The sequence below is a fragment of the Pseudomonas sp. M2 genome (genome assembly GCF_015751845.1).
GTDB classification, from domain to species: domain Bacteria; phylum Pseudomonadota; class Gammaproteobacteria; order Pseudomonadales; family Pseudomonadaceae; genus Aquipseudomonas; species Aquipseudomonas putida_E.
Genome location: NZ_JADOUD010000001.1, coordinates 4,807,987 through 4,834,063 on the forward strand (window position 1 = coordinate 4,807,987; position 26,077 = coordinate 4,834,063).

At 63.3% G+C, this 26,077-nt stretch carries 19 protein-coding genes; 7 read left to right on the plus strand and 12 right to left on the minus strand.

Annotated elements, in window-relative coordinates; all coding sequences use genetic code 11:
• Nucleotides 1–77 precede the first annotated feature (77 nt).
• Entirely contained in the window at nt 78–1,715 is a 1,638-nt protein-coding gene (gene pgm, locus IWW33_RS22345; protein WP_125923730.1) for a phosphoglucomutase (alpha-D-glucose-1,6-bisphosphate-dependent), read from the plus strand.
• 39 nt (nt 1,716–1,754) lie between these two features.
• Here the strand turns inward: pgm and IWW33_RS22350 are convergent, their stop codons facing one another.
• Complete coding sequence (locus tag IWW33_RS22350; protein ID WP_115274583.1) at nt 1,755–2,453, minus strand: pirin family protein; 699 nt, start codon at nt 2,451–2,453, stop codon at nt 1,755–1,757.
• Nucleotides 2,454–2,639: 186 nt separating this feature from the next.
• On the opposite strand from IWW33_RS22350, the gene IWW33_RS22355 reads away from it, so the two are divergent.
• Complete coding sequence (locus IWW33_RS22355; protein ID WP_174141899.1) at nt 2,640–5,144, plus strand: UvrD-helicase domain-containing protein; 2,505 nt, start codon at nt 2,640–2,642, stop codon at nt 5,142–5,144.
• Nucleotides 5,145–5,151: 7 nt separating this feature from the next.
• On the opposite strand, the gene IWW33_RS22360 is transcribed toward IWW33_RS22355, so the two are convergent.
• Nucleotides 5,152–10,029: an NEL-type E3 ubiquitin ligase domain-containing protein gene (locus tag IWW33_RS22360; protein ID WP_231386183.1), complete on the minus strand. Its 4,878-nt coding sequence runs from the start codon at nt 10,027–10,029 to the stop codon at nt 5,152–5,154.
• A 184-nt stretch (nt 10,030–10,213) separates the two neighbouring features.
• Here IWW33_RS22360 and IWW33_RS22365 point away from each other — a divergent pair, with 184 nt between their 5' ends.
• The gene (locus IWW33_RS22365; RefSeq protein ID WP_174141900.1) at nt 10,214–11,140 is read left to right on the plus strand and encodes an alpha/beta hydrolase; all 927 of its coding nucleotides are present in this window, start codon (nt 10,214–10,216) and stop codon (nt 11,138–11,140) included.
• Between the two features lie 65 nt (nt 11,141–11,205).
• On the plus strand, nt 11,206–11,631 hold the full coding sequence (locus IWW33_RS22370; protein WP_174141901.1) for a VOC family protein: 426 nt from the start codon (nt 11,206–11,208) through the stop codon (nt 11,629–11,631).
• 125 nt (nt 11,632–11,756) lie between these two features.
• Here IWW33_RS22370 and IWW33_RS22375 read toward each other — a convergent pair whose 3' ends face one another.
• The gene (locus tag IWW33_RS22375) at nt 11,757–12,326 is read right to left on the minus strand and encodes a hypothetical protein (protein ID WP_115274587.1); all 570 of its coding nucleotides are present in this window, start codon (nt 12,324–12,326) and stop codon (nt 11,757–11,759) included.
• Between the two features lie 76 nt (nt 12,327–12,402).
• The gene (locus IWW33_RS22380; protein ID WP_174141902.1) at nt 12,403–12,789 is read right to left on the minus strand and encodes a VOC family protein; all 387 of its coding nucleotides are present in this window, start codon (nt 12,787–12,789) and stop codon (nt 12,403–12,405) included.
• 187 nt (nt 12,790–12,976) lie between these two features.
• Between IWW33_RS22380 and IWW33_RS22385 the strand changes: the two genes are divergently transcribed.
• Entirely contained in the window at nt 12,977–13,882 is a 906-nt protein-coding gene (locus tag IWW33_RS22385) for a LysR family transcriptional regulator (protein ID WP_039602016.1), read from the plus strand.
• A 37-nt stretch (nt 13,883–13,919) separates the two neighbouring features.
• Here the strand turns inward: IWW33_RS22385 and IWW33_RS22390 are convergent, their stop codons facing one another.
• The 3 genes from IWW33_RS22390 to IWW33_RS22400 are packed head-to-tail and all read right to left on the minus strand — an operon-like array spanning nt 13,920 to nt 15,903.
• A complete protein-coding gene (locus IWW33_RS22390; RefSeq protein ID WP_012314810.1) occupies nt 13,920–14,336 on the minus strand; it encodes a RidA family protein in 417 nt (138 codons plus the stop codon).
• On the minus strand, nt 14,336–15,655 hold the full coding sequence (locus tag IWW33_RS22395; protein WP_174141903.1) for an NAD(P)/FAD-dependent oxidoreductase: 1,320 nt from the start codon (nt 15,653–15,655) through the stop codon (nt 14,336–14,338). Before IWW33_RS22395 ends, IWW33_RS22390 begins: the two co-directional genes overlap by 1 nt.
• 14 nt (nt 15,656–15,669) lie before the next feature.
• Nucleotides 15,670–15,903, minus strand: a complete 234-nt coding sequence (locus tag IWW33_RS22400; RefSeq protein ID WP_144415454.1) for a hypothetical protein — start codon at nt 15,901–15,903, stop codon at nt 15,670–15,672.
• A 54-nt stretch (nt 15,904–15,957) separates the two neighbouring features.
• On the opposite strand from IWW33_RS22400, the gene IWW33_RS22405 reads away from it, so the two are divergent.
• Together IWW33_RS22405 and argE are read left to right on the plus strand one after the other, a co-directional pair.
• Complete coding sequence (locus IWW33_RS22405) at nt 15,958–16,635, plus strand: DUF1028 domain-containing protein (RefSeq protein ID WP_012314808.1); 678 nt, start codon at nt 15,958–15,960, stop codon at nt 16,633–16,635.
• A complete protein-coding gene (gene argE, locus IWW33_RS22410; protein ID WP_174141904.1) occupies nt 16,628–17,788 on the plus strand; it encodes an acetylornithine deacetylase in 1,161 nt (386 codons plus the stop codon). The genes IWW33_RS22405 and argE overlap by 8 nt, the downstream gene beginning before the upstream one ends.
• 28 nt (nt 17,789–17,816) lie before the next feature.
• Here argE and IWW33_RS22415 read toward each other — a convergent pair whose 3' ends face one another.
• The 5 genes from IWW33_RS22415 to IWW33_RS22435 all read right to left on the minus strand — a co-directional run bounded on the left by IWW33_RS22415 (nt 17,817) and on the right by IWW33_RS22435 (nt 26,074).
• Nucleotides 17,817–19,085, minus strand: a complete 1,269-nt coding sequence (locus tag IWW33_RS22415; RefSeq protein WP_046785963.1) for a carbohydrate porin — start codon at nt 19,083–19,085, stop codon at nt 17,817–17,819.
• 111 nt (nt 19,086–19,196) lie between these two features.
• Nucleotides 19,197–21,614, minus strand: coding sequence for a glucose/quinate/shikimate family membrane-bound PQQ-dependent dehydrogenase (locus IWW33_RS22420; protein WP_046785964.1), 2,418 nt, complete (start codon nt 21,612–21,614; stop codon nt 19,197–19,199).
• A gap of 280 nt (nt 21,615–21,894) precedes the next feature.
• Nucleotides 21,895–23,340 (minus strand): curlin, encoded by a 1,446-nt coding sequence (locus IWW33_RS22425; protein WP_046785965.1) that lies wholly within the window; start codon nt 23,338–23,340, stop codon nt 21,895–21,897.
• Between the two features lie 16 nt (nt 23,341–23,356).
• Nucleotides 23,357–23,827: a curlin gene (locus IWW33_RS22430; protein ID WP_046785966.1), complete on the minus strand. Its 471-nt coding sequence runs from the start codon at nt 23,825–23,827 to the stop codon at nt 23,357–23,359.
• A gap of 15 nt (nt 23,828–23,842) precedes the next feature.
• Nucleotides 23,843–26,074, minus strand: a complete 2,232-nt coding sequence (locus IWW33_RS22435; RefSeq protein WP_174141905.1) for an Ig-like domain-containing protein — start codon at nt 26,072–26,074, stop codon at nt 23,843–23,845.
• Between the last annotated feature and the right edge of the window lie 3 nt (nt 26,075–26,077).

Below are 26,077 nucleotides of genomic sequence, written 5' to 3' on the forward strand. Positions count from 1 at the left end.
AGGCCTTCGCACCTCGTTGCAACTCCCAGTACACTGCGTGTTCCAACTCCAACATCCGTTGAACTCGAGGTTTCTGCATGACGCTCAGTCCTTTGGCAGGCAAGCCGGCTCCGGCCAGCGTGCTGGTCGATATCCCCCGCCTGCTCACCGCTTACTACACCGGCCGCCCCGACGCTGCCGTAGCGGCCCAGCGCGTGGCCTTCGGCACCTCGGGCCACCGGGGCAGTTCGTTCGACCTGAGTTTCAACGAAGACCACGTGCTGGCGATCACCCAGGCCATCTGCCTGTACCGCCAGGAAAAGGGCATCGACGGCCCGTTGTTCATCGGTGCCGATACCCACGCGCTGTCCGCGCCGGCAGCCGCCAGTGCCCTGGAAGTGCTGGCCGCCAATGGCGTGCAGGTAATGCTGTCCAAGGACGATGAATACACCCCGACGCCTGCGGTGTCCCACGCCATCCTGTGCTACAACCGTGGCCGCGATGGCGGGCTGGCCGATGGCATCGTCATCACCCCCTCGCACAACCCGCCGCAGAGCGGTGGCTTCAAATACAACCCGCCCAACGGTGGCCCGGCTGACAGCGATGTGACCAAGTGGGTCGAGGCCAAGGCCAACGAACTGCTGGCCGCAGGCCTTGCCGGCGTCAAGCGCATGGACCATGCGCAGGCCCTCCAGGCCCCGACCACCCAGCGCCACGACTATGTCAGCCACTACGTTGCCGACCTGGAAAACGTCATCGACTTCGACGTCATCCGCAGCGCCAACCTGCGCCTGGGCGTTGACCCGCTGGGTGGGGCAGGGGTGCGTTACTGGTCGGCGATCGCCGAGCACTACAAGCTGAACCTGGAAGTGGTCAACACCGAGGTCGACCCGACCTTCCGCTTCATGACCGTCGACTGGGACGGCCAGATCCGCATGGACCCTTCGTCGCCATACGCCATGCAAGGCCTGATCGGCCTGCGCGAGCGCTTCGATGTGGCGTTTGCCTGCGACCCGGACCACGACCGCCATGGGATCGTCACCGCCGATGGCCTGTTGCAGCCAAACAACTACCTGGCCGTGGCCATCGACTACCTGTACCGCCACCGTCCGCAGTGGCGCAGTGACGCTGCCGTGGGCAAGACGGTGGTGTCCAGCGGCCTGATCGACCGTGTTACCGCGCGTCTGGGCCGTGAGTTGTATGAAGTGCCGGTGGGCTTCAAGTACTTTGCCCAAGGGCTGTTCGACGGCTCGTTGGGCTTTGGCGGCGAAGAAAGCGCCGGCGCCTCGTTCCTGCGCAAGGACGGTACGGTCTGGGCTACCGACAAGGATGGCTTGATTCCGGCGCTGCTGGCCGCCGAGATGACTGCACGCACCGGCCGTAATCCAAGCCAGGCCTATGCCGACCTCACGGCGGCGCTGGGCAAGCCGTTCGCTACCCGTGTGGAAGCGAAGGCCGATGCGCGGCAGAAGGCATTGCTGAGCAAGTTGGCGCCGGAGCAGGTCAAGTCGACCGAGCTGGCTGGAGAGCCCATCGAGCAGATCCTCAGCCACGCGCCCGGCAATGGCCAGGCCATCGGGGGCCTGAAGGTGATGACCGCCAACGGCTGGTTTGCCGCGCGGCCTTCGGGCACCGAGGACATCTACAAGATCTACGCCGAGAGCTTTATCGACGAGGCGCACCTGCAACGCCTGGTGGCAGAGGCGCAGGTACTGGTGGATGCCGCGATTGCCTGATTGACCTGTGAAGCAGGGCCGCAGCGCGGCCCTGCTTGTTCAAGCCACATCGACCAGCACGATCTCACTGTCCTCGATTGCGGTCACCCGCAGCACGTCTTCCTGCTCGATCGCCACGCCATCGCGGCCTTTGGCCCGCAGCCCATTGACCTCGACCAGGCCCTTGGCCGGCACCAGATACCCTCGACGCCCTGCATCGAAGCGGTACTCGGCCGTTTCGCCTGCCCGCAGGGTTGCCGCTACCAGACGCGCATCGGTGCGGATCTGCAAGCTTTCTTCATCGCCCGCCCGGCCGCTGGCCAGGGTCACGAAGCCTTCACCGCGTTCGCCTTTGGGGAACGGCCTGGTCCCCCATGACGGCGCATCGCCAACGCGTTCCGGCACGATCCAGATCTGGAAAATACGGGTATCGACGTCTTCCAGGTTGTACTCGCTGTGCACGATGCCGGTACCGGCACTCATGACCTGTACATCGCCGGCCTCGGTGCGGCCTTTGTTGCCCAGGCTGTCCTGGTGAGTGATGGCGCCTTCACGCACATAGGTGATGATTTCCATGTCGCGGTGTGGATGCGGTGGGAACCCGCTGCCGGCGGCGATCAGGTCATCGTTCCATACCCGCAGGTTGCCCCAGTGCATACGCGCCGGGTCATGGTATTCGGCAAACGAGAAATGGTGATGGGCATCGAGCCAGCCGTGGTTGGCGTGGCCAAGGCCTTCGAAAGGTCGCAGTTGCAGCATGATCGTGCTCCTTGAATGGGTGGAATGGGCTCATGATGCTTCAAAGAAAGATCGAAAATAAGCGTAAATATCGGCTAATTATAATCGCCTAATTAGATTGGTCTGATCGATGTGAATTGTGCGATTCATCGCCTAATCCACTGATCTGCAAGCATTCGCTGGCGATTTTTTGCCGATGCGGCGAACATGCACGCTGATTCGATTTTCAACGGAGTGACCGTGGCCCACGAGCAACCCCAGGCCCCTGCCGAACTGACCCCGCCCGCACAATTGCCCTGGCTTCGCCGCCTGGCTGCACGGCTTTTGGGCCGTGGGCTGAGCCGCTTGCAGGCGCAACACCGCGACTCCTGGTTCCTGGGCCATGCCACCGGCCAGCGCAGCGGCCACGCTGATGGCATGCGCGAAGGTTTCGAGCGTGGACGGGTGGAAGGCTACGAGGCGGGTCGCCAGGTACTGGTGATTCGCGATTCACGCCCTGATGCCGCCGCCGTACCCGGTCAGGATGACCGGTTGTTCGACGACTGGCGCCTACCACTGACCACTGAGCTCAAGAAGCGCTTCAAGGCCGATGTAGCCCAGCGCCTGCCCGCCGAGGCACAGCCCAGTGCCGCCCAGTGGAAGCTGATATTCAGTGACACGCCGTCCACTTGCGTGGTGGCCGGGGCCGGGGCTGGCAAGTCCACTTCGCTGGTGCTGCGCATCCTGCTGTTGCGCCACTACCTTGGCTATGAGCTGGACGCGATGACGGTGGTCACCTTCACCCGTGAGTCACGCAAGGACTTCATCAAGCGCCTGGTGCAGGTGTTCTCGCTCTGGCAGCTCGACCTGCCACCGGCGCGTGCGCGCGAGCTGGTACGTACCTTTCACTCGCGCATTCTGCCGCTGGTCCGCAGCCTGCCGGGTTTCGGCCAGGTGCGAGCATTCGAGACCCTGGGCAACGACATGCCAGAGGGCCGCGAAGCGGACGCCGAGAGTAACCCGTTTGACCTGCGCCTGAACGATGCCCAGCGCCAGCAGCTCAATCTTTGCTATCGCGACCTGCTAGCCGAAAGTCCGCGCTTTGCCGAAATCATCGCGACCCTGCGACGTGAAGCCTTGCAGCTCAAGCCGCTGGACCCGGACCACCCCGATGTGCAGAAGCGCGTGCAGGTGACGCAACTGGCTGCCCAGCGCGACGAAGAGCTGTGCGACGTGATCGAGGACCTGTGGTTCGCGGCGGGCGTGTGGCCGATCAAGGGCATTGAGCCGTGCCGTGAAACGGTCGACATCCGGGGCAGCCGCTTCCATGTGCATGGCCGTCTGGAAGGCCTGGATGCCTGGGTTGTGCTTGGTTTCGACCCGTCGGAAAGCGCACAGTACCAGCGCCCGGGGGCCAAGCTTGCGGTGCGCGCCGAATGGGCGGTCAAGCGCACGTTGCTGCAGGCGTTCTGCGACAGGCCGCTGATCTGGCTGGACAACTATGCCATGGCCCGGCGCCTGGCCGCCTCGCTGGCAGGCGACGCGGTCGCGGGCCCTGGATTCGAGTACAAGGTCAAGGGCGAGTTGGCCCCGGCACCGTTGCTCGATGCTTTCGTCGGTGCCGCCAACTTCATCGAAAACCTGGGCCTTGAGGTCAACAGCGCCGTGGCGGCGATGAGTTTCCCGTCCGGCGACAGCGATGCCTTGTTCTTCGAGGCCCTGGCACTGTACTGGAAAGCCCTCGAGGCGCACCTGCTCAACCAGTCGCCGCCGGTGATGAGCTACAACCGCATGTTCGCCCTGTTCGGTGAGAACAACCCGGAGAACCTGCAATTGCTGCCAGACCCGATGCTCAGGCCGTTGGCGCATCTGATGATCGACGAATTCCAGGATGTATCGCCGCAGATCGTCAGCTGGCTGCGCGCCAGCCTCGCGGAGATCCGCCGCCGCGGAGCGGCCATGCACACCGGCCGTAACGCCCAGTACTCTTCGCTGCTGTGTGTGGGTGACGATTGGCAGTCGATCTATGGCTGGCGTGGCAGTTCGCCCAAGTACTTCATGGAGTTCACCAAGACCTTCCCTTCGCCGGCCAATACCCGGGTGATGCTGGTCGACAATTACCGTTGTCAGCAACTGGTCATCGATGCTGCCGAGCATCTGGTCAAGGGAGCGCCATCGATCACTGGCAAGAAGGCCCGGGCCGCGGGCCCTGCTGCCGAGTTGCCGGTGTCGGCAGTCAAGGTGTGCGAACGTGACGAAGCGGTGCTTGGCCAGACGCTGATCGAGCATTACCAGCGAGGCGAATCGGTGATGATGCTGTACCGCAAGGGCGCCGATAAAGCCTTGATGAGCGAGCATCTGGCCGGCGTGCTGCAAGGCGAAGCGGCATTGCCGCCCGAACAAAGGCGTCTGCGCCAATTGACGTACCACAGCGCCAAGGGGCTGCAGGCCGATGCAGTGTTCATGCTCGGCGACTGCCAGTACCTGACCAGCTCGCCGTACAAGAACCAGGTGTATCGCCAGGCCGGCCTTGGCCGTGCCGGTGATGCCCAGCCGTTCGATACAGCGCAGAAGGAAGAGGTACAGCGCCTGGCCTACGTGGCGGTCACTCGCGCCGCCAGACACTGCTATTGGCATGTCGAGGCAGCCAGCGGCGAAGCGGCCGCTGCGCCACGGGCTTCGAGCCAGGTGGATGGCCGGCAGGCCTTCTTCGAAGACTTGCGCGGCCAATGATCGCGGCTTAGCCAGCGAGGGTTTCGGCCTGCCGGGTGAGGCTGAGCAGCAGGCCGTGCTCGACCTTTTGCTGCTCCTCGTTCAAGGCGCGCATGGCGTGGTCGAACTGGCCGTCATTGAGCGGCACACGCCGCAGCAGTCCGTTTTCGTCCAGCGGGTTCTGCGGCAGCACAGGCAACAGGGCTTCAAGTACCGAGCTGTCCAGGCGGGCTACCGGTTCATGGCTGCCGTCCAGGCAATGGAACAGGTAGTCATGGCCCACTCGCCAGAAATCGGTGAGCAGGCTGAATGCTTCGGCATTGTGACGCTTGAGGTAGTGCACCCAGCCGGCCTGCCCAAGTATCCACGCCTGCCGAGTATCGGTTCTGGCATCCTGGGCAAGCACTGCGCTGTGTACCTTCTCGATGATGGTGCTGTTGATCCTGGCCGTGTCCCGGTAGAGCATGCCGCGGCTGGGTTCAGGGAAGTCCAGCCGGGTTGCAAGGGACTGGCGCAAGGCGAGGCGGACTTCTATATCGTCGACCAGCCCGGTTTCCAGTTCGACGTCAGGAAACGCGGCCGGATCATCCAGTGAGTCGTACTGTGGCAGATCCGCATCGAACATACCCTCTTGCAGCGCCTGCTTGCGCAATGTCCTTCTCAGGCTGATGCGGTCGGCCAGTTCGTTGACGATGTCCCGGCGATAGAGCTTGCGGTATAGCGCGAGCAGGGTCTTGGCCTGCTCGCCGGTATGGCCTGCGGCTTCGTGCGCCAGCACTTCGATCTCCAGTGCGCTGAAGGCGTCGGCACCTGCGTCACCGCAGGTTGGCGGATACGCATGCGCCACGTCGGCAAGCCTTTCGCGCAGTGCCGTGTCCCGGCCGGCTTTCTCCAGCAGGGCCCAGACTCGGCGGCTCAGGCTGTCTGGCTCATGCCGCGCCTCGGCTGACTGTACCAGGCGTTCGAGAATCCCCAGCAATTCACCGTTTTCCCCCTGGTCGAACAGATCGGTCCAAAGCTGGTCCTGGTGGGTGGAGGCGGTACTGCGCCACAGTGTCTGCCATTCAGGCATATCGGGTGCGTGTTCAAAGACCTGGACGCCGCTGGCGCGCAGTTGCGCACGGGTTTGCGCTTCAAGCGTGTTGTAATTGAGGTGCCAGCGCCGCTCGGGTGCTCGCGCAGCGACGTCCCGGGCGAACGGGGTGCGCAGGATGTCCGCGAGATTGGGCAGGGTGCGAATGCGGTTGAATGACAAGTCCAGGTGACGCAGTTGGTACTGATGTTGGCTCATCAGCCGCGTCAACCCCTCGGGCCATTGCCGCAGGTCGCAGTTGTTCAGGTTCAGGGTGCGCAGGCGGCCCATGTAGCTGACGTCGGGAGCATGGCCCAGTGTGTTGAAATCCAGCAGCAGTTCCTGGGGATGGATCATGGCCTGGAAGGCCGAGGCCAGGGTTTGGTCGAGGGTAATGGCATTGCTGCCCAGGTTCAGTACATCCAGCCGTAGGCCAGCCAGCAAGGCGAGGCTGGCAGCGTCCAGCTGCAGCCGGTTTCTGCGCAGGTTGAGGTTGCGCAGGCCGGGCATGGCCGCCAGGGCCTCATGAGCCAGGGGCGAGAGGGCCGGCAAAGCATTGCCGTTCAGCTTGAGCGTTTGTAGTCCAGGTGCCGATTTCAGTGCCTGGAACAAGGCCTCGGCGTCCATGTCCGGGTTGCCGGCCACCTCGAGTGTGCGCAGGCCAGGAAAGCATGACAGAAAATCCCCTTCCAGGCGCTCGAGCCTGAGCCCTTCCAGTGTAAGGGTGCGAACATGTGGCAAGCGTGCCGTGAGCGTTGGCAGCGTGCGTAACTGCATGCGGTCCAGCGTCAGCGTCTCGCGGGCAGCGCCACCTTCGCGGCCCCAGGCGGCCAGCATCCGCTCGGCAAAGTGTGAGCGATCGAACCGCTCGTCCAGCTCATTCGCGCCGCCAACCCACCTGTGCAGGTCCTGGCGCAAGGTGCGTTGCTCGGCTTCCAGTCGGCTGATCTGAATACCCAGGTTGCCCGCCTGGGCCAGTTCGGATTGCAACGTGCCGAGTTCTCTGTGGTCGAGCTCTGGGTAGAGCGCGCGCAGGCGCTGCGTCGCGCGCCCGGTACCGCGGCCACTGAGCGGGTAGCCGATACGGCCGGCGGCAAGGCGCAAAGGTGAACGGTAGCCAGGTTTGATGGGCTGCTGGCCAATCAGCGCGGCGCAGTTTTCGCGGTCGGCGAGCGCAACCTCAAACAGTTGCGCGGCGCTTGCCTGCGGATGCTGGCCCAGCAGGCCTTCGGTCAATTGCTGGCTGTCGCTATTGGCCAGATGCGGACGGTATAGACCAATGATCGCGCGGTCCAGCCGTGTGCGGGCTTGCAACTGGCGCGCTTCTTCGGCTATCCGTAACGGCACACGTCCAGTTGCCAGGCGTGCGCGTTCGGTATGGCTGGCCGCCTGGATGACCTCTTCCAAGGCACCAGGTGGTACACCGGGGAACTGCCTGCGCAATGGCTGTGTCGCGTCACTTGCAGGCTGGGCATGGTTGCGCAGCATACTGTGGTATATCGCCTCGCGCTGGCTCTGCAGCTGTTCACCCAGCCTGGTGTTCAGGGCCGATGCCCACAGGTCGGAAGGCAGGTCGCCGAGCATGGCTCGCACGTGTCGCTCGTCCAGCTGCGTTACGACTGCATGGCCCAGTTGACCATTCTCCAGATCCGAGCGGGTCATGCTGATTTCAATCTCGCCTGGGGTGTCGAGCGCCCCATACCGCACCGCATCGCCCCACGGTTCGGGGCCGATGAATACCTTGAGCACGTGATCCTGCGGCCAACCTGGCAGGCGCACCAGTTCCGGCAGCGCATAGTTCTTGTAGGCCGCCATTGAGAGGCCGTGCCGCACACGGTGGATCAGGTTCTGCACCTCGTTGTCCAGGCGTATGCGCAGCAGCATGTCCTCCAGCAGAGCCGGCGGGCGCAGCCCTTTGGCATGCATGCGGCGCAGCACACTGGCGTCTGTACCCGTACTGCGCATCGCCGTGATCAGCTCGCTGCTGTCGAGCCCCAGGCTTGAGTGGCCAAGCCGCTGCAGCAACTGCGTATCGTCCCACTGCAAAGGCTGCTCATGGGCCAGTTGCCAGCGCCCGTCACCCTGATGATGTAACAGGGGCGCGTAGGCTGCTGGGGCGCTGGGATGGCGGATGCGCCATTGCTGGTCAGGATCCTGGAACGTTTCATAGGGCGTGCCTTCCAGCATGAGGTAGCGTTTGCCCTCGAGCTCGTAGTGCCCAAGTGCATCGGGCTGGCCTTCTGTTGGCAGGGTGACCGGACTGGTATAGGGGCCCATGTCCGGATGCCACAGTTGCAGGCGGTCTTCATGCCATACCGCTTGCATGGCATCGACGAAACCTGACGCTTTGATGACCTTGGCTGCGCCGGCAAAACCGGCGATCGCGGCAGCATTGATTACCAACGATTCAACCTGGGCCAGTGCTTGTGCAGTGTCACTTTCTTCCCAGGCCTCAAAGCCGGTAAACACCGAATCCATCAGTTGATAAGCGAAAACGCCGGTCATTACCGCGTTCAGGCCGGGCACGAAGAAGGCGGCGATGTTCAGCACGTTCATGCCCATATCTAGCCAGTACCGCAGGTGCCTCTGATGAACCTCGGCGTCGACATCGGCTGTGGGGACAGCCAGGACCCTGGCGTCGGCCTTGAGGCGGACAAGGTGGGCGAGGTAAAGGGTTGGCCACAACTCGGTTCTTGTTTGCGATGGCAAGACGTGAAAGCTCGGCGACTTGCATGGCCGTTGCCTGCCTTGCTCATCGATCTCGAACAGTGCGTCCCGTAGCTTGCCCGCCAGCATGGGCTGGTCGCGTTTATAGGCAAGCCCGATAACGGTTTCGCGGAACGTGCTGTGCAGCAGCCGCTGTCGGAAATGCTTGGCAGCAGCCTGACGGGAGGGGTATTCGCGCACAGGGTGTTCTTCGTCGCCCGGGAGGTGGACGATGCAGGGGGTGATTGCATCCGGTATATCGGCGCCGATGAACAGCATCTCGTGCAACGGGATGTCGAACAGGCTCAAACGCCAGCTATGCAGGCGATGGCCGTCGTAGGCGGGCTGAGGTACGTCATTGCACAGGTCGTTGATCGCGGCGAGGCCTTTTGCGCTCAGCAGGCCCTTGAGCGAGGCGATGTACGCCTGAACGCGCAGTTCCTCTTGGCTGGCCCGCATCGACAGCTGACTGATTTGCGCCTTGTGCGGGCCTTCATAGATGGCCTGCAGGTGATCCTGATATTGCTGGCCAAGGTCCAGTGTGCGGCAATGCCGCACGAATTGCGCCAGGGACAAGCCGGCCAAGGGCGTGTCGTCGCCGGGCGCGCAGGTCAGCCCGCTGTAAGGCCCGACTTGTTCGATGCCTTCGAAGTTGTGCAGGGCGGCTTCAAGCAAGCTGCGCGACTGACGAGGGCCTACGGGGCGGGTCACAAAGGTCTCTTCCTGCAGGTGCGCACCCAGCGGTACTTCCAGGCTGCCGGTGCCCGGCCCGTAGTTGATGACCGTCTCGAAAGGCTGGAAGTTGTACTGGGCCTTGTCCACGGCCACTTTCAGACCCAGCCGGCTGCTCAGCAAAGGGCTGCAGAACGTGGTGATGTCCTTGAAACCCACAAGTGCGTTGCTCAGTTGGGTAACGCAGCTGTCACGTCGCCCGATGAGCATGCGCAACTGCTCACGATGCTCTGGCTGCGCGGTCGCATACCAGCTGTAAGGCGCGCCATCTTCATCCACGTAGGGCGCGCGTGCGCGTTGCACGATGCCTCTGGCATGCGTGGGATGCAGGGTGCGGGCCCATTCGGGCAGGGCTTGAGTGATCAGGTCTTGGTGCAGGGCAATCGCATTGTGCATGGGATGAGCCTCGTATGAGTGGAGGCGGTAGTCGACACCGCTGGCGAAGCGGGCGTGCGGTAGATAGTTGCCCGCAAGGGTCGGTCTCGTGCATGCATGGGTCGGTAAGAGGCCAGCAAGGCAGGCCACGCTGCGAGATGGTGGGGTAAAGGCATGGCGCCAGTGTTCAGCGAAGGAGAGTGCGATGCGTTCGCTATGCAGTCCCAAGGATCATCTGCTTGACCTCGACGGTATTGAAATAGCGGTACGCACGTGGGGAGCCGAAGACGGTATACCGGTGCTGGCGTTGCATGGCTGGCTGGACAATGCCGCCTCGTTCGAGCGGCTGGGCCCGTTGCTCGATGGTTGCTTCGTGGTCGCCCCCGATCTGGTCGGGCACGGCCGCTCCGATCACCGGCGCCACGACAGCGGCTACTACCTGTGGGAGCATGCCGAGGACATGCTGGCGGTGGTCGAAAGCCTTGGGCTGGCGCGGTTTCATGTACTAGCCCATGGCATGGGCACTGGCATTGCCTCGCTGCTGGCTGCCATGACCAGCGGCATCGCCAGTATGACCTTCCTCGACGGCATGGGAGCGCCGTTCACGGTTGCCGAGGATGATCGCGTGCAGCACCTGGCCCGTGCCTATCGGCTCAAGCGTATGGTGCAACGCAGCCAGTTGCACGGCTTTGCCGACGTCGCCGGGAGCCGCTTCGACGATCTGGAAACTGCCCTGGAGCAGCGACGCAAGCGTCTCGATGGCGAACTTGCCGACGACGCCGCACGGTTGCTGGCCATGCGTGACCTGCTGCAGTTGGCGCACGGCTACTGCTGGCGCCATGACCCACGGCTGGTGTTGCCCGAGCCGATGCCACTGACCGAGCGCGAGGCGTGTGACCTTCTCCGGGAAATCCGCTGCCCGCTTTACCTCATGCTGGGCAGGCAGGGGGCGTTTGTTGGCGGTGCCTTCGCGCAGCGCGAGGCTGCATTGCCCAGCCATGCCAGGGTGTCATGGCACCCCGGTGGGCATCACTTCCACTTGGAAGCGCCGGACCGAACAGTGGTCGAGCAGATACTGCGCACCCTGGCCCGCCATGATGCCGGCCTGCTGCAGCGCCTGGTGAACGAGTAGCGGGGGATGCGCTGCTGGGCTATGGTGGCCGGGACCTCTGTGCAATCGCCTCAAGGAGCGCCGGCATGAGACCCTTCGCCATCAAGCACATCGACCACCTGGTGCTGCGCGTCAGCGACCTGCAGCGCAGCGTGGCCTTCTACCGTGACCTGCTGGGCTGCACGGTCAGCAGGGAGCGCGAGGACCTGGGGATGGTCCATTTGGCAACCGGTACGGCCATGATCGACCTGGTTACCCTCGATGGCCCGCTTGGGCGCCCCGGTGGTGCTGCGCCGGGGGTAGAAGGGCGTAACCTTCACCACTTCTGTCTGCGTATAGAACCGTTCGATGAACAAGCGCTGACCGCCTACCTGCAAGCGGCCGGCGTGGCGGTGGAGCCTGCCCAGGTGCGCTATGGCGCCGAGGGCGAGGGGCTGTCGCTATACTGCTATGACCCCGATGGCAACCAGGTCGAGCTCAAAGGGCCAGTGCCAATGCAGCAGGGCGCATGACCGGGCTGTGAGGAAATGATATCCGCCGATGCTGACAACCTGGCTGTCCCGTACCAGCCGATTCTGCCTGGAATATTTTGCTGTCACTTTCGCCCTGCTTACCTGCGCTGCAAGCTTGAGAGCAATCAGTCGAAGTAACCACGCAGGGTAAAGGCATACCCGATATCCACGTCCTTGGCCTCACAGCGGCTTGAGCGCTTGGTCAACACGAATTCGAACGCTGGCTCGTACAGCCCCTCACGCACGACCGCGCCGCCCAGTACTTCGACGTCATACCAGCCGTTATCCAGCTCGATGATCGGCCGCCCCGGCACTTGGTAGCGGGCGAGCAGGTCACCGAGGGTCTTGTTGGTGAAATGCTGGAGGATGCGCCAGGTGTACACCATCACCGCACGGTTCTCGACCCGTAGCACATAACCGTCGCGTCGGTGTTTCAGGCGGCTGCCGGGCTCGAGCAAGGCGGGAGTGTCACCTTCGAGGGTGAAAATGATGTGGTAGGGCAGGTTGTCGATGCCGGCCAAGGGTATGACGATGCCTTCGCGCACGGCCCTGTCGCCGCTGTCGGTGTGGGTGAATTCGCTGGCCAGGTCATCGGGCAAGTCATTGTCGTGCTTGAAGCGGTCGAGCAACTGAATGTCCCCGACCAGAAAGTAATCGATCAGGTCGTTGAGCACTTCGCTGAATTCGTGGCGCATTGTTTTTCCTTGTTTTAGCGCACCGGGAATAACGGCAACTTTAGCCAATGGCAGCCTGGCCTGCCATGGGCCAGGGTCAATGTTTCTGAGCGATCTGTATCAGGTTGCCGCAGGTATCGTCGAACACCGCAACGGTGACCGGGCCCAGGTCGGTGGGTTGTTTGGTGAACCTGACCCCGGCCTTGCACAAGCGCGTGTACTCGGCCTGAATGTCGCGCACGCCGAACGACGTCGCCGGGATACCGTCCTGGTGAAGCGCTGCCTTGTAGGTCTTGGCCGCTGGGTGGGCATCGGGTTCCAGTACCAGCTGAACACCGTTGGGCTCGTTGGGAGAAGTGAGGGTCAGCCAGCGGTACTGGCCCATGGGGATGTCGTCCTTGGGTTCGAAACCCAGTACGTAATGGTAGAAGGCCAAGGCCTTGGCCTGGTCGTCGACGAGGATGCTGGTGACAACGATTTTCATAGGCTCACACCGTTCCTGCGGCTGTTTACCTTCCAGTAAAGACGTTTTGCAGCCGGGCGTGGCAAAGCAAGAATATGTTCAAGCCATAGGCAAATCCTTCATCACCGCGCCGCCCGCCACTGCAACGGCACGGTAAAGTGGCAGGATAATTCAAAAGGGCGCCCCAACCGGCGCCAGAGAGGTGCCTGTGGCTTCCTATACCTTGCGACAACTCAAATACTTCGTCACCACCGTCGAGGCCGGCAGCGTCGCTGAGGCATCGCGCCAGTTGTACATCGCGCAGCCGTCCATTTCCACAGCGATCAAGAGCCTGGAAGAGAGCTTTGGTGTGCAGTTGTTCATCCGCCACCATGCCCAAGGTGTTTCGCTCACCCCCAGCGGCAAACGCTTCTACGCCAAGACCAAATCGTTGCTGCAGATGGCCCACGAGTTCGAGCAGAACGCGCTGGCCGACAACGATACCGTGGCCGGCCAGATCGATATTGGCTGCTTCGAAACCGTGGCCCCGTTGTACCTGCCACGCCTGATTGCCGGTTTTCGCGAACGCTACCCGGGCGTAGACATCCGCTTGCGCGACGGCGAGCAGCAGGAGCTGATCCAGGGCCTGACGGCGGGTACGTTCGACCTGGCGTTTCTCTACGATCATGACCTGGATGGCACCATCGAGGCTGAGCCGCTGATGCCTCCTCAAAAGCCCTACGTATTGCTTCCTGAAAAGCACCGCTTTGCCGGCCAGTCGCAGGTGTCACTGCGTGACTTGTGCCCGGAGCCAATGATCCTTCTGGATGTGGCGCCGAGCCGTACCTACTTTGTCAGCCTGTTCAACGAGATGGGTCTTACGCCGAACATTGTCTTCAGTTCGCCGTCGATCGAGATGGTGCGCGGGATGGTGGGGCAGGGGTTCGGCTTTTCACTGCTGGTGACCCGGCCGCATTCAGAATGCACGTATGACGGGCAGAAGCTGGTGACGGTGGACATTGCCGAGCCGGTGGCGTTGTCGGGGTTGGCTGCGGCGCGTTTGAAGCGGGTGCAGTTGACCAAGCCGGCGCAGCTTTTCGTGGAGTTTTGCCGGGAAGAACTGGGCAGGATGTAGATGACCGGGGCGCAGCGCGCCCCAGCACCTCACTCAATCAAGCGTGATCCGGCACCACCGCAATCACATCGATTTCCATCAGCCATTCAGGCTGGGCCAGGCCCGCCACTACCAGCCCGGTGGAAATCGGGAACACGCCCTTGAGCCACTTGCCCACTTCTTTGTACACCGGCTCACGGAAGCGCGGGTCGGTGATGTAGGTGGTGGTCTTGACGATATGCGACAGGTCGGAGCCTGCTTCTTCAAGCAGTTGCTTGACGTTCTTCATCGCTTGCTCAGCCTGCGCCCGAGGGTCGCCCAGGCCCACCAGGCGGCCCTCGAAATCGGTGCCGACCTGGCCGCGCACATAGATGGTGTTGCCGGCGCGCACGGCTTGGCACAAGTCGTTGTCCAGGGTCTGGTTAGGGTAGGTGACCTTGGTGTTGAACATGCGGATGCGGGTATGGGTAGGCATCAGTGGGCTCCGAGGGTGCTGACGTTGCTGATCGAGGTAGTTTGCTGCTCATCCGCTTCACGCTGTTCGCGGTCGCGGTAGGCCAGGTAGGTGCGCTGGGTGGCGATGTGGCCGGCGACGTGCTTGGCGTCGTGCCAAACGCCCCAGATGAACGAGGAGCCGCGGCGCGACAGCCAGGGCAGGCCGAGGAAGTACACACCCGGCTCGCGGGACACGCCGCGCTGGTGCTGGGGCTTGCCATTGGCATCGAAGGTGTCGACCTGCAGCCAACTGAAGTCCACGCCGTAGCCGGTGGCCCAGATGATGCTGGTGACATTGGCTTCGGCCAGGTCCAATTCCAGTAGCGGGTTGCTGACGCAAGCCGGGTCCGGCAGGCGCTTGCGTGCTTCGGGCTCTTGCGGCAGGTCCAGGCCGTTGCGTTCGACATAGGCATCGGCAGCGTCCAGCAAGGCCAGGTAGTTTTCGTCGCCGCGGCGGATGTTGTCGGCCAGGTTGTCCTGGAAGCGTGCAACACCGTTGTCGAACGATTGGGTCAGGCCGACCAGGGTCATGCCCTGATGGGCGAGGGCGCGGAAGTCTACGGTGTGGCCGCCACGGGCACCGCTGACGGCGATGGTCACGTGCTCACGGCCTGGCTTGGCGATCTCGGCATCCCATTCGCCCAGCACGCCCAGCCACCAGCAGAAGTCGCGGTTGCGATAAGCCCGTGGCGGACGATCGTGGGCGCCGACCGACAGGTACACCTGGCGCCCGGCGCGCATCAGCTCTTCGGCGATCTGCACGCCGGAGGAGCCGGCACCTACCACCAGCACTGCGCCCTCAGGCAGTTGCCCGGGGTTGAAATAGGCGGCGGAGTGGATCTGGTGCAGGTGCTCGTCCTTGGGCGCGATGGCCGGGATGACCGGGCGCTGGAACGGGCCGGTGGCGGCCACCACACGGTTGGCACGGATCACCCCCTCGTTGGTTTCGATGGTGAACCCGGGGCGGTCGGCATTGCGCACCACCTTCTTCACCTCGATGCCGGTGCGCACCGGCAGGTTGTACTTGCGTACGTATTGCTCGAAGTAGTCGGCAACCTGGTCCTTGCCGGCGAAGGCGTCGGCGTCGAGGTTGAATTCAAGGCCGGGGAAGCGGTCATGCCAGGCCGGGCCATTGGCGACCAGCGAATCCCAGCGGCCAGTGCGCCAGGCCTCGGCGATACGCTTGCGCTCCAGCACCAGGTGCGGCACGCCGAGCTTGCTCAAATGTTCGCTCATGGCCACGCCGGCCTGGCCGGCGCCGACGACGAGGGTGTCGATTTCGATTGTATTCAGTGTCATGTCCGAGCCCTTGTTCAGGCGGTTTTTGTCAGGTCGGTTTGGAGGACCGCCGTTACCTGGGGCCAGACTAGGGATGCACGGAAAATCGCGAAATTAGTATTTAACGAGTACTTGCCGATAAAACGGCGAAGGCCTTGCTGCACAAGGGCTACAGGAAGGGTGGCAGGGGTTTCGGGCTGTTTTGCGTGGCTGTGCGCGGCCTTAGTTTTTTCCTGCTCAAGGCACAGGAAAAAGGTGGTTTCGCTCACTAAAAGGTTCTGCCCAGAATGCCTGCAATCGCCCAGAACAACAGGAGCCTTTTCATGACCTTCTCCATCATCGGACGCTGCCAGGAAACCGGCCAGGTCGGTATCGCCATCAGTTCGTCGAGCATCGCCGTAGGGGCGCGTTGCCCTTGGGTACGTGCAGGCGTCGGCGCCGTTGCCACCCAGAACATCACCTTGCCGGCGCTTGGCCCACAGATCCTCGATGCCTTGGAGCAGGGCCAGCTGCCGCCTGCGGCAGCGCTGGACCGGGTGCTCAGCGCCAATGGCTGGAGCGAGTACCGCCAGGTCACGGTGATCGACAGTAATGGCCAGGTGGCGCTGTTCACCGGCAAGCAGGCGTTGGGTGTGCACAACGCCGTGGCCGGTGAGCAATGCGCGGCGGCCGGTAACCTGTTGTCTTCGGTACAGGTCATCGAAGCCATGGTGCAAGCCTTCGAACAGGCCGGCGGGCACCTGGCTGATCGCCTGCTGGCGGCCATGCATGCGGCAATGGCTGCAGGTGGCGAGGCAGGCCCGGTGCACTCGGCGGCGCTGAAGATCGCGGGCGAGCTGACCTGGCCGCTGGTGGACCTGCGCGTGGACTGGGCCGATGAAAACCCGATCGGCGTGCTCGATGGTCTGTGGCAGGCGTACCGCCCGCAGATGCAGGACTACGTTACCCGCGCGCTGAACCCGACGACTGCACCGAGCTATGGGGTGCCGGGTGATGAGTGAGTTCACCAGCCGCGCCCTGTTGGCCCGGCTGATCGGCTATGCCACGGTCAGTCGCGACTCCAACCTGCAGCTGATCGACTTCATCCGCGACTATCTGGCCGAACAGGGTGTGGACAGCGAACTGTTCCATAACCCTGAAGGCACCAAGGCCAACCTGTTCGCCACCATCGGCCCCGCTGATGTTAGTGGCGTGGTGCTGTCCGGGCATACCGATGTGGTGCCGGTGGATGGCCAGGCCTGGACGGTCGAGCCGTTTGCCCTGAGTGAACGCGATGGGCGCCTGTATGGCCGTGGCACGGCGGACATGAAAGGTTTCATTGCCTCGGTCTTGGCAGCAGTACCCGCATTTCTTGCGCAGCCGCTGCGCATGCCGGTGCATTTGGCGTTTTCCTATGACGAGGAAGTGGGTTGCCTGGGTGTGCGCTCGATGCTCGCCGCGCTCGAACAGCGGCCTGACAAACCGCGGCTTTGCCTGATTGGCGAGCCTACCGAGCTAAAACCGGTGCTCGGCCACAAAGGCAAGCTGGCCATGCGTTGCCAGGTGCACGGCGCGGCGTGCCATTCGGCCTATGCGCCGTATGGTGTGAATGCCATCGAATATGCCGCCAGGCTGATCGGCAAACTGGGCGAGATTGGTGACGCGCTGGCGCTGCCCGAACAGCACGACAAGCGCTTTGATCCGCCGTTCTCGACGGTGCAGACAGGCACCATCAAGGGCGGCAGGGCGCTGAATATCGTGCCCGAAGAATGTGCATTCGACTTTGAGGTGCGCGCCTTGCCAGGCTTTGAAGCGCAGACGGTGGCCGATCAGTTGCAGGCCTATGCCGAGGCCGAATTGTTGCCGCGCATGCGCACTGTGAACGCGGCCAGTGCCATTCATCTGGAGCCGCTGAGTGCTTATCCAGGGTTGGCCACACCTGCCGACGGCGAGGCGGCGCGGTTGGTCGCATTGCTCAGCGGGTCGGATGAATTCGGTACGGTGGCGTTCGGCACCGAAGGCGGGTTGTTCGATCAGGCAGGCATCCCCACCGTGGTGTGTGGCCCGGGGAGCATGGAGCAGGGGCACAAGCCGGATGAGTTTGTCAGTGTCGAGCAGTTGCAGGGGTGTGATGCGATGCTGTCGAGGCTGGTGGATTACCTCAGGCAGGATTGAAAAGGGGCCGCACAGCGGCCCCGGGGGATCAGAAGGTCGCTTTGACCTGTAGCCCCACCACCAGCGCATTGTCGATGTCCTGGCCGGAGAAGGCACCAGGCTCGATGATGTACTGCACATCCGGACGCAGGTTCAGCCATGGCGTTGCCTGGTAGCCGTAGCTCAGTTCGATCAATTGCTCGGCGCTGTCGATGTCCGGGAACTGCTGCCCGGCATCGAACGCGGCATCTTCCAGGACGTCACGGCTGCGCGGGTTCGGCACGGCGCGGCCATAACCCAGCGCCACGGTGTCACGCGGGCGGCCTTCGAACGGCTTGTACAGCACCACACCGGCGCCATACCACTTGGTAAATGGCGAGGCTGCCTTGCTCGACGCCGAGTACTGGCCGAAAGCATGCAGGCTGCGCCCCGGCAAACCGGCATCGTTCCACACCGCCTGGTCGATCAGCAGGTAATGGCCGCCACGGCCGGACACTTCGTCATCACTGCCAATGCGTTTGACGTCGGAGCTGTCGTAGTAGTAGCCCAGCTTGTATTCACCCGGCAATTCACCCTGCAGCTTGTAGATCAGCTCGACCGGCACCACGGTGCCTGTGGTGTGCTTGGGCCCCAGGTGCCAGGCGCGGCTGGAGTTGCCGTTGCTTTCGGGGTCGACGTTGAACGCCGCCACGCGCAACTGCCAAGATGGCGACAGGTCGTACTTCACGCGCACGCCCAGGTGGGCGTTGGGGTAGTTGGCCCAACCGCTGCCACCCGACATGTTCAGCGGGTGACCGCAGAAGCCGGCGTTCATGAAGTTGCACAGGATGCCGCTGTCCAGGCCGCCGAGGTCGTTGCCCATGGCCATGTAGCCGAGCTTGACGTTGAGCGCCGGGGTGAACAGGGTGCGCTCGTAGCTCAGTTCGGTCAGGCGGGTGTACAGGCCGCCGTAGTTTTCCTGGATCGGCAGGCGGTTGCCCACCAGGTCTTCCGAGGCGCTGTTGCCGCGACGGTCGTTGATGGTCAGCTGGACCTTGCCGCCGTTATCCAGGCCATACAGTTTCGACAGGTCGAACTGCACGCCGAACTTGAGGTTCTGCGAATAGCGCGCCGAGCGGTGCAGGCCACCGTGGGCGTTGTACGCGGTCTCGCCGCTGTAGTCGCCAGTGACCTTGATGCCGTCTTCTTCAAGCTGGTGGCGCAGGCCGCCCCAGTCACCGGTCATGGTGCTGCGCGTCATGAGGTCGCCGTCGGCCAGGGCGGTGGTGCTGGCCAGGGCCAGCAGAAGGGGGGAGGTGATGCGAATAGCGGATGGCATTGCGGGGTCTCGAATTGATCTTTCAGGGCCTCATCGCCAGCAAGCCGGCCCCCACAAGGTATTTCAACGAACCTGTGGAAGCCGGCTTGCCGGCGATGAAAGCGACGCGGTTTACGGCAGTGCGTAAGAAATCACGTAGTCGCCACGGTCAGTCGACTGGCGGGCGCCGCCGGCAGTGACCACCACGTACTGCTTGCCAGTCTTGGGCGAGACATAGGTCATCGGGCCACCCTGGCTGCCGACTGGCAGGCGGGCTTTCCAGATCTCGTTACCGTTGCTGCTGTCATAAGCGCGCAGGTAGAAGTCCTGGGTGCCGGCGATGAACACCAGGCCGCCTTGGGTGGACAGCGTGCCGCCCAGGGTTGGCAGGCCGATCTTGATCGGCAGGTGCATGCGGATACCCAGCGGGCCGGTATCTTCGACGGTGCCGACCGGTACCTGCCAAGCCACCTGGCGGGTCTTCATGTCGATGGCGGTCAGGGTGCCGAACGGTGGTGCCTGGCAAGGGATGCCGGCGACCGACAGGAAGCGGTTCTTGTTCACCGCATAAGGGGTGCCTTTGAGCGGTACGGCGCCCATGCCGGTGTTCAGCGCTTCACCACCGCCAGCGGCCTGGCCTTTGTTCTGCGACGGGATCATCTGGATCCACAGGCCCAGGCGCATATCGTTGACGAAGATGAAACCATGGACCGGGTCGGTGGAAATGCTGCCCCAGTTCATGCCACCCAGCGAACCGGGGAAGCTCAGCGACAGGTCGGTGCCCGGTGCGGTGTACAGGCCGTCGTAGCGCATCTTCTTGAAGTCGATACGGCACAGCAGTTGGTCATATGGCGTGGCGCCCCACATGTCCGACTCGGTCAGGGTCTGTGCGCCGATCTGTGGCATGCCCACCGATTTAGGCTGGGTCGGGGAGTACGGCTCGTTCGGGATGTTGCTTGGCTTGACCGGAACTTCGTCAACCTGGGTAAGCGGCTTGCCGGTGGCGCGGTCGAGCACGTAGATCTGCCCGGCCTTGGTGCCGATCACCACCGCAGGTACCGACTTGCCGTCGTCCTTGGTGAAATCGATCAGGCTTGGCTGCATCGGCAGGTCGAAGTCCCACAGGTCGTTGTGCACGGTCTGGAACACCCACTTTTCGTTGCCGGTGGTGGCGTCCAGGGCCAGCACCGAAGCGCCGTAGGTGTGGTCCAGCTTGCTGCGCTCGACACCGTAGATGTCGGTGGACGAGGAGCCCATCGGCAGGAACACGGTGTTCATCGCCGGGTCGTAGGACATCGGCGCCCAGCTGTTCGGGGTGCTGCGCACATAGGTGCTGCCGTCGGCCGGAGCGTTGCGGTCTTGCGGGTTGCCCGGGTCGAATGCCCAGCGCATGGCACCGGTGAACACGTCGAAGCCACGGATCACGCCGCCTGGCATGTCGGTCTGGACATTGTCGGCGACACGGCCGCCTACCACCACGGTGGTACCGGCCATCAGCGGTGCGGACGACAGCTGGTAGTAGGAGTTCGGTACGTCACCCAGGCCGGCCATCAGGTTGACCTGGCCATTGTTGCCGAAGCCTTGGCAGAACTCACCAGTGTCGGCGTCGACTGCGATCAGCCGGCCGTCGATGGTGTTGGTCAGCAGGCGACGCTGGCAGTTGGCGCCAGCCGGTACGCTACCGACGGTTACCGGCGAGCTGTTTGGCTGAGTTGGCTGGGCCACTGGCGCGGTAGCGTCGAAGTAGGCCATGCCACGGCAACGCTGCCACACTTTGGACTGGGCGTTGATCTCGTTTTTCCACAGCTCTTTGCCGGTGTCGGCATCGAGGGCGATCAGGTTGTTGTGCGGGGTGCAGATGAACACCTTGTTGCCAACCTGCAACGGGGTCAGCTGGTCTTCGGCACCGTTGCCATCGCTGACGGCGACGTCACCTGTGCGGTAGGTCCAGGCGACCTTGAGCTTGTCGACGTTGTCGCGGTTGATCTGGTCCAGTGCAGCGAAGCGGCTGCCACCTTCGGTATTGCCATAGTGGGCCCAGTCCTTCTGCTCCTTGCCGGCTTCGACCGGGGTCATGCCCGGGCCTTTGCCGGTAGGCGCGACGCTTGGATGGGCAACGAACATGTTGCCCGCAGCGATCACCAGCACCACGGCCAGCACGCCGGCGATGCCGTAGGCACCACGGCCAGTGCTACCGCCATTGGCACGTACCAGCTGCGGGTAGACGAGCGCCACCACCATGCCGATAGCACCGAACATGAACAGGCGCGAGAACAGCGGCCAGAACACCAGGCCGGCGTCGATCAGTGCCCACAGTGCGGTGCCGATCAGGAATGCAGCGTACAGCCAGGCACCGGCTTTCTTGCGTCGGGCAATGAGTACGCCGGCGATGGCCATGGCCAGGCCGCCGATCAGGAAGTACCAAGAGCCGCCAAGGCCCGCGAGCTTGACGCCGCCGGCAGCCAGGAGGAGGCCGAGCAGGGCGATGATCACGCCCAAGCCGACCAGGATGATGTTTGTGGCGCCAGAGGCGCGCGGTGTTTCGTTCATGCCAGGGATCTCAGCAGGTGGAATGTGCGCAGTTTAAGCCCTTAGCAAGCTAATTAACAAGTTGGTACATAATGTTCTGAGTCTGATTGTCGCAGGCTTGAACTTGCGGGGTTGTCGCGAAAAGTCTAGATCAGGCAGCGAAAAGTGCATAAAAGGTTGTTGCAGCCGGCAGTCAAAAACATCCGCGTCCCGATAACCTGGCGCCCCGATAGCGTGTGGAGCACAAAAAAAGGAACCGCAACGCCAGGGAGAGAAGCGCTGCGGTTCAAGGGGGAGCTGCTTAGCGCTGGGTGGCGGTGGCCGTGTTGCCGTTGCCCATCTGGGTGATGGTGGCGGCCTGGTTGGCCCCGCTCTGGTCGACGAACGCCATGTTGCCGGCGCCGCCCTGGGTCACGTAGGCGACGTTGGCGGTATCGGCCTGCTTGATGGTGGCGCTGTTGCCACTGCCGTACAGCTGGGTGGTGAAGCTCTGGTTGGCGTAGCCGGACTGGTCCAGGGTGATGGTGTTGCCGGTGCCGGTGGTGTCGCCGGTGGCATAGTTGTCGATGCCGCGCTGGTCAGCGATCAGGATGTTGTCGGTGCCGTTCTGCTCGAAGTACAGCTCGTTGTTGCTGTCGGCCTGCTTGGTTTCCATCGAGTTGTTGGTGCCTTTCTGGCCCAGGGTGGCCAGTTGCAAGGTACCGTTCTGGGTCAGGTTGACGCTGTTTTCCGTGCCTCTCTGGTTGATCACGGCGGTCTGGTCGCTGCCGAACTGCCCGCCAAGTTTCTCGCCTTTCCAGTTGCTGGCCATGACCTTGTTACCGGTACCTTGAGTGGTCACGGTCAGGCTCTGGTTGTCGCCGGTCTGGTAGGTGAAGTGCAGGTTGCTGGTGCCGGTCTGGGAGATGCTGGTGGTCGAGTTGGTGGTCTCGAACTGATCGGACCAGCTGGCGTTGGACTTGCCTTGTTGATACAGGCTGGCAGTGTTGTCCTGGCCCAGGCTCTGGTCGATGTAGCCTTCGTTGAGCTGGCCATTCTGGTTGACGGTGGCCTGGCTGCCGACTTGAGTGTCCTGCCAGACTTCCACCGAGTTGCCCGTGCCGTTCTGATCGATGCCTATGAGGCCGCCGGTGCCGTCGCGCTGGTCGCCATAGGCCCAGTTCTGCTTGCCTTGCTGGTAGATCTCGATATTGCCGTCGTTGTGCGTCAGGTGTTCGGCAGCGGCATAGTTGTCCTGGCCGTCCTGGTTCACCAGGCTCTTGTTGTTGCTGCCGCCGAACAGCTGTTCGACGAAGGCTTCGTTGCGCTGGCCGCTCTGCTGGGTGGTGGCCTGGCTGCCCAGCTGGGTATCCTGCCACACGGTCGAGCGGTTCTCGGCGCCTTGTTGCATCTGCAGCGCCTGGTTGTTTTCACCCAACGACTGGCTGGCGAAGGCGTCGTTGTAGGTGCCCTCGGCTTGCTGGGTGATCTGGCTGCCATTTTCGACCAACTGCTCGGCGTAGCCGGCGTTGTACGAGCCACTGGCGGTCTGGTCGATGTAGCTGGTGCTGGTGTCCTGCACCGCCAGGTGGTTGTGGCCCTTGCCGGTCTGGTTCTGGGTGGCGGCGGCGAAGGGCGCGACGGTCTGGCTGACTTCGGCGATGTTCTGGTTGCCGGTCTGCGACTGGGTCGAGGTGCTGTCGTCCGCCATGACCTGGCCGGCCACGGCCAGGAGGATAGCGGCACTTAGGGGAGCGAGCTTGAACATGGTGGTGCCTCCAGGTCTATCGGTATTGAGTGATCTGAACATGCTGGCCATTGCCGGCCTGGGTCACGGAACTGTTCAGGCCCGAGCCGGCTTGCACAATGCTGGCGCTGTTGTCGTTGCCGATCTGCTCGATGCTGGCGTTGTTGCTGGTGCCGCTCTGGCGGATCGACGCGCTGTTGCCATTTCCCTGTTGGCTGATGCTGGCCATCAGGTCACTACCTTCTTGCAGGATGTACGCTTCCTGTGCGCCCCCGGCCTGGACGATGCGGCCCAGCAGGGCCTGGCCGTTCTGGTCGAGGGCGGCGCGGTTGCCCGAACCCAGCTGCTCGATCACCGCCACCTGGCCGGCACCTGCCGGTAACAGGCGGATGATCACCGGGTCACCGAGGTCGCTGCCGGCGGCAAGGTCGGCGTTGTCCATCAGGTCGTCGGCCTGAGCCTGACCCGCCAGGGCCAGGCTCAGCAGCAGTGGGTGAAGGCGTTTCATGACGTTCTCCTGGCCTTAGCGCACAACGACGTTGATGGTGCGTGTGGTGCCTTGGCTGCTGGTTACGGTTGCCGTAGGCGCGGCAGTCGGGATCATCGTGGTGCTGTTGCCCACTGCCAGGCGCCAGCGTCCGGTTATCGGTACCGTGACGGTGCCGAGGGTCTGCTCACCCGTGGTGGTGGTCACGCGCACGGTGACGGTGTTGCCGGTGGTGACCGACGAGGTGCCGCTGATGTCCCAGTTGAAACGGTTATTGGAGCGCGCCGTGACCGTTGCCGCGGTGACCGCAAAGGTTTCTGCGGCCGGGCGTGGCGACACGTTGACGGTGATGGTGCCGGGGTTGGAAAGCGAACCGAGCGAGTCACGCACCTGGAAGGTGAAGGTGGTGGTGAACGCTGTGGTGACCGTCGCCGGTGGCGTGTAGGTCACCGTGCTGCCGTCGGTGCTGACCGTACCGCGGCCGGCAGCGGGTTGCGTGACGTTGTCGACCACCAGTGGTGCGTTGCCTTCCGGGTCGGCGGCGCCTGCCAGTACGTTGATGCTCAGGGGTACGCCCAGTGTCGCGACGGTCTGGGCTGCCACGGTTGGCGGCTGGTTCGGTGCAACGTTCACGGTCACGGTGGCCGGTGTGGACTTCAGGCCCTTGGCGTCCACCGCCTGATAGCTGAAGGTGGCGACCAGGGGTTGTGTGGCGCCGGCTGGCGGGGTGTAGGTGACCGACGTGGTGCCGTTTAGCACAACACCGCCAAGGCCGGTACCCGGTTGGGTCAGGTCGCTGATGGTCAGCGGTACGTCACCGTCCGGATCGCTGTCGTTCTGCAACAGGTTGAGGGTCAGCGGTACACCGACGCTGGTACTGCCGGAATCGGCCTGGGCCAGCGGCGCCTGGTTTTCGGCTTCGATCGGTGCGTTGCCGACCACGATCACCGGCTCCTCATCGCTGCCGCCATGGGCGGACTTGATGGTGACAGTGGCTGGCGGCTGGCTGAGGTCGTTGACGGTCAGGCTCTGCAGGGTGCCGGATTTGGACAGGCGGCCGTAGCCTTGGGCAACCAGGTCGGGGACTACCACCTCGTCGCTGGAGCGTGCTTCGATCACCAGGCGCTTGTTGGTCCAGTCGTAGCGGGCAGTGTCCACTTTCACCACATCTGTCAGCTTGCTCGACAGTGAAGTAGGGCGGGTGCCGCCGGTAGCCGTGCTGCCGGTGACCACCACTACCGGCGGCGGCGCGGTCTGGCTCAACTGCTGGGTGAAGAACAGCCCGTTGTTATCCGCAAGCAGGCTGAACTGGCAGGGCGAGGGTGGAGTCCCGACCAGGGCCAGGCCATTGCGCATGCATACATCAGCATCGTTCGGCGCCTTGGCGAAGACTTCGACCCGGGTGCCGGCGCCGTTGCGCGAGTAGGTGGCGCGCTCCAGGGTTACCGGCGTTTGCGCACGCTGGTCAAGCACCTTGCCCGACACCGTGAACACATTGGTCTGGATGGCCCCGGCTGGCCCTTCGATGCGCACGAAGTTGGTATTGAACGGGCTACCGGTCACCGCTTCGGTGAGGTTCGGATCGCCGATGAAGGTTTCGCTGGCTCCCGTGTCCGGGTTGACTTCGGTATAGGGGCCACCGACCCCGCGCAGCCACGGCCCGATGTTGCCGTTGAGCGCTCCGCTGAAGTCGCCCGGGGCGCCGATGCCGATGTCGCGGGTGACGTTGATCGCCCGCCGACCGGCTGCGGTCACGTTGATCGTTTCTACACCGTAAGGGTGGGTGATGACATAGGTGCCGGTCGTCGGTACCGAGGCGCGGATACGGATGCGGGCAAAGCTTTGCTGGTCACCGTCTACCGGGTTTTCTGCGGCGAAAGCGGCTTCTATGCCTGCTACGTAGACTTCCAGTTCATAACCACTGTTGCCCACCTGCGGGATCGAGGTTTCAGCCAGGAACCAGAACATCTCTGGGGGCCAGTTGTCGGGGAATACCAGTGGCAGTGCGTCGTCGTAAACGCCCGGCTCAGGCAGCAGGGTGCACATGTAAGCCGGTGCGCCCGGCGCACCAGGGAACCGGGTGCTGGTAGCGCGCGACTGGCACAGCTCCAGGGACAGGTTGTCGGTGTCCTTGTACCACATCGGGTATCCACCGGTGGCAAAGGTGTAGGGGCCCGGATCGACCTCCGACAGTGCGGCCCAGGCCGCGCTGGTCACAGTGAGGGAGAAACCGGCGGCCAACAGCGCACGGCGTTGCCAAGTGTTCATGCT